The following is a 4081-nucleotide window of genomic DNA, read 5'->3' as shown; positions in this document are numbered from 1 at the left end:
CGATAAAAATATCTACTTTACCGACTGCTAATTGGTATTGATGGAAACTTGAATGTTGATTTTCCAGAGCAGCTTGAGCATCTTTGAGCAAAGCAGCAGTCAAATATTCGTCTTTAATATCAGTATTGACAGTATTATTTGATTGCAGGATTAAACGCGCCCCAACCTGAACATTAACCTTACCTTCTACAGCAATAACAGTGGCAATAATACCTGGTTGCTGGTTTTGGAAACATTGATTAATAAAAGCTAAGGGATTAAGGGGATTATCTTGATTTAGAGGCTCAATCAAGACGTTTACCACACCGTTACAACCCAGGCCAAATCCCCAGATAATGTCTTCATCAGCAGTGGTATCATAAGTTACGACTATGGGTTTTCCGTCTGGCATTGAGACGCGAGTATGCTCAAATACATCATTTTCCAAACAACCACCGCTAATGGTTCCTACCATTTTACCAGTTGATGTGATCAGCATCCGCGCACCAGGTTGGCGATAGGTAGAGCCTTGAGAATTGACAACAGTAGCAAGAAATACTTGTTGATCGTTGTGTTGACTATCTCCGAATGCTGCTAGAATAGAATTTAGCTCTTTCATCTTGGCTGCTAGACACTCCTGTTATAGCCAAGCTTAACAATTTGGGTTCAATGATGTAAAGTAAAAAATTTTGTGGCTTTTGTGGAGATATTTTATGGCGAGAATATTGTCTTATCACCAGCAATCAAACTTTTATAGGAAAATTCGGATCTTGTTAGCTGAAAAAAAAATAGACTGCGAACTCAAAGAAGTTAATCTTAAGAATAAACCTTCGGAATTTATTAAAGTTTCTCCCATTGGTAAAGTACCGGTGTTTGTAGAATAAGATGGTACAGTTATTTGGGATTCTACATTAATTGCAGAGTATTTAGACGAAACTTATCCACAACCTCGTTTTTCCCCAAGTCATATTCGAGAACGGCTTGAGTGTCGTAAATGGGAAGAATTAGCAGATAACTTAGGTGATAATATCATCAACTTATGGATACTAAATTTGACCAATAATCTCGCCCCGACTCCCTACCGGGCAAAAATAGAAACGTCAATTAATCGCCTTTTACCAATTTTTGAGGAACAATTAGCCCAATCTCAATATTTATTAAGCAATGACACATGGACAGCAGCAGATGTAGCAGCGTTATGTTCCTTGGGTTACTACAGCCTTCGCTTAAATGAAGATTGGGTTTTGCAATATCCTAACATAGGAAATTGGTTCGAGAAATTACACGAACGTGAGTCGGTCAAGTCAACTGTTCCTATGCCGTTAAATTAAGTATGAAACACCAGACAAACGGACAATAAAAAACTGAAATTTAGAGGCTTCTGATCAGCAAATGCAGGAGCATTCACAGATGAGTAGTGAATAATTTCAGGATTGGGTTTTTAATTACAAGCCATCGTCAGCGTTAATTGAGATTAAAATGAATCACTACTACAAAAAAAATGTTGTGATTATCGGAGGGGGGCCTGCAGGATTAGGGGCAGCTTTAATGTTAGCCCAAAGAGGCTGGAAAAATATTACGGTTATTGAAAAAAGACCCTCAGCCGACTATTACGAACCGGATAAATCCTTTAGTTATCAAATTGATGGCAGGGGGCAAAAATTAACCGATTTATTAAAACTAACTCCCAAACTAGCTAATGTGAGTGTCCCTAGTACTGACTTTTACTTTACTCTCATTCAAAAAGACGGCACACGGAAAACAACGAAACTACCCATTGCTGATTCTAAACGCAAAACTGCCTACTGGCTGCCCAGAGCATCTTTTATAGAGTTACTTTACCAAGAAATTCAACACCATTGGCAAGATGAAATTAAGGTTTTATTTAAAACTGAATGTATAGAGATTAAACAACATTTAGAGCATTTAGAAATTATTACCCAATCTAGGGACAATAAACCATTGACACTGACTCCTACTCTGTTAGTGGGTTGTGATGGTTTAAATTCTATTGTGCGTCAAACTCTGCATGAATGGGAAAAAGGTCAATCAAATTCCTTTGAAATGCAAAAGTTTTCTTCTCCTAGTTCCGGTTTAAAATATAAAGTTCTCACCTTACCTCCTCAATTTCCTCTATCAGAACAAGAAGGAGATGTAGCACAATCTACAATGGCTTATGCCATTCGGTCTACTTTTAAAGAGCGTAAAAAAGCAATTAATCTGGGTTTATTACCCTTGAAAAATCCGAATCAACCCAGAACTGCAAATATTATTACCTACCCTGATCATCAAATCTGGCAACTAGAAACCCCAGTAGACGTTGAACAATTCCTGAAACAAGCATTTCCTCAGATTCCCCTGGAAAAAATTATTGACCCTGAAGAAATAGCCAGATTCACATCCAGTGAGGGGGGTAAATTTCCGATTCCTCAATATTGTTCAGGATTGTATCAAATCTGGAGAAACCCTGAAGAGAGTCAAGGAACAGCCGTAATTTTATTAGGAGATGCAGTTCATTGTTTTCCTCCTGACATTGGACAAGGCGTTAATTCTGCTTTAGAAGATATCTATGTTTTCCAGGAAATATTAGCCGAAACTAAAGATAATCTTTCTGAAGCACTTCCTCGCTATCAAAACCTACGCAAACCCGATATTAAAGCCTTAATTCGTTTAGTACAAATTAGTTATCCTTGGCAATATAATCAAGACCCTTTACGGAAAAAAATATGGAGTATTAACTTTTTTATGCGCTTATTATTGAATCGTTTATTTCCTTTTTTATTTAATACCCATTCCTTCATAATGATTCAAAATCATGAATTATCTTACTCGGAGATTCTTGCTAAAAGTAACAGGACTACTCAAGTATTATCCATATTGGGAGGATTGGCAATATTGACTTTACTGTTGAAACTTATGAATTAGAATAATTTTTTCTGAATTGGTGCAAACGGCAGTTAATCAAAAAGAAGTAAATTGGAGCTGGGGGGGGCGACATGATAGCTAAAAAGTAGACTGTATAAGCTTCATAGCTCTCATACCTGTCTTGATGCAAAGCGCGAGTGGTTTGAATTTACCGTAAGATAGGGTCGCCTTGTCTTGATGCAAAGCGCGAGTGGGGGAAACCCCCTTTGGCAGCGCTGCATCGCTATTAAAAAATATTTAACCATGCATCTGCATAACCTGCTAACTATAAAGGCGACCCTATCTAAGGTTTTGTCTCCGGGGGCTCAAGCAGGGCTGTTTCTTGCGTCCGACTAAAACGTGATTGGTAGGGAGGTGGGGAGATAGGGAGGTGGGGAGATAGCGGTGCGACCCGTGGCGAATTTAATTCGCCTAGCGATGCAGCGCGGTCTTGGGGGTTCCCCCCATGACCGACTGCATCAAGACAAGGAAAGCGCACCGTCGGAGAATTTTTATTAATAAAAAGGTATTTTTAACCTTAAAAAAACCTTCTCCCCAGCACCCCAACGCCCTTTCAGCAGATTGACTTGACAATTTATTCATGAAAATGAAACAGCCCTGCCTCTACAGGGCGGGGTAGTTCATTTCTCATCTAAATAAAAACGGTAAAACAAATAATCATCTCGGAAAGGATGATCATCTGCGACATGATGAATAATACCTCGATTAATCAGTATCTGTCCAATAGCCACTGCATCTTCCCGAGTAGAATTACACCGTTTCACCAACCAATCTACGGCTTCTGACCCAACAAAACAGCATCCATAGCTATTGAGACGATAGCGACGGTCTTGAATATCCAACCCTCCTGGTTGACGCATTTCCTCGATCAAGGTTTCAATGTCTAGTGTTATCATATCCTCTTGGAAAGGAGCCGTAGGGTAAGAGTCTTGATCTATGTCATCCATAGGCTCTAGGAAACCTGAAACTAAGGAATCCTGGGTGGGCTCAGACTGATACCCATTGGGAATATAGAGTTGGTTTTCTGGCGGTTTTGGCTGACGCTCCCCCAGCCAAGCGGTCAGCAATTTCTCTAACTGAGGCGATCGCACATGGAGGTCTCGTTGAGGAAATGGTATATGGATATCATAGCGACGCAGACTTTTCTCAATCCGGTAGTTGAGGTCACTCTTGATTT

4 protein-coding genes and 1 pseudogene are annotated in these 4081 nt (G+C 39.6%); 3 read left to right on the top strand and 2 right to left on the bottom strand.

What is annotated here, in order from left to right:
• The coding region (locus F6K57_RS38405) for an XdhC family protein (protein WP_293073785.1) at positions 1–598 on the bottom strand (598 nt) is incomplete at its 3' end.
• 94 nt (positions 599–692) lie between these two features.
• On the opposite strand from F6K57_RS38405, the gene F6K57_RS38400 reads away from it, so the two are divergent.
• From F6K57_RS38400 to F6K57_RS38390, 3 genes are all read left to right on the top strand, one after another.
• Positions 693–863 carry a glutathione S-transferase N-terminal domain-containing protein gene (locus tag F6K57_RS38400; protein ID WP_293073782.1) on the top strand — a complete coding sequence of 57 codons (171 nt, stop codon included), beginning with the start codon at positions 693–695 and terminating at the stop codon, positions 861–863.
• Positions 864–1031: 168 nt separating this feature from the next.
• Positions 1032–1310 (top strand): glutathione S-transferase C-terminal domain-containing protein, encoded by a 279-nt coding sequence (locus tag F6K57_RS38395; RefSeq protein WP_293073779.1) that lies wholly within the window; start codon positions 1032–1034, stop codon positions 1308–1310.
• A 148-nt stretch (positions 1311–1458) separates the two neighbouring features.
• Positions 1459–2904: an NAD(P)/FAD-dependent oxidoreductase gene (locus F6K57_RS38390; protein WP_293073776.1), complete on the top strand. Its 1446-nt coding sequence runs from the start codon at positions 1459–1461 to the stop codon at positions 2902–2904.
• A 620-nt stretch (positions 2905–3524) separates the two neighbouring features.
• On the opposite strand, the pseudogene F6K57_RS38385 reads toward F6K57_RS38390, so the two are convergent.
• Positions 3525–4081 (bottom strand): annotated as a pseudogene (locus F6K57_RS38385) (mechanosensitive ion channel protein MscS); the annotation flags it as partial.

It is taken from the genome of Moorena sp. SIO4A5 (assembly GCF_010672005.1).
GTDB lineage: Bacteria > Cyanobacteriota > Cyanobacteriia > Cyanobacteriales > Coleofasciculaceae > Moorena.
The sequence above is the reverse complement of the archived record's forward strand: the minus strand, read 5'-3'. Positions and strand labels throughout refer to the sequence as shown.

Excerpts from the sequence above, each read along its gene's own strand:
- F6K57_RS38390 (WP_293073776.1), top strand. The coding sequence starts at position 1,459 with ATGAATCACTACTACAAAAAAAATGTTGTGATTATCGGAGGGGGGCCT.
- F6K57_RS38400 (WP_293073782.1), top strand. The coding sequence starts at position 693 with ATGGCGAGAATATTGTCTTATCACCAGCAATCAAACTTTTATAGGAAA.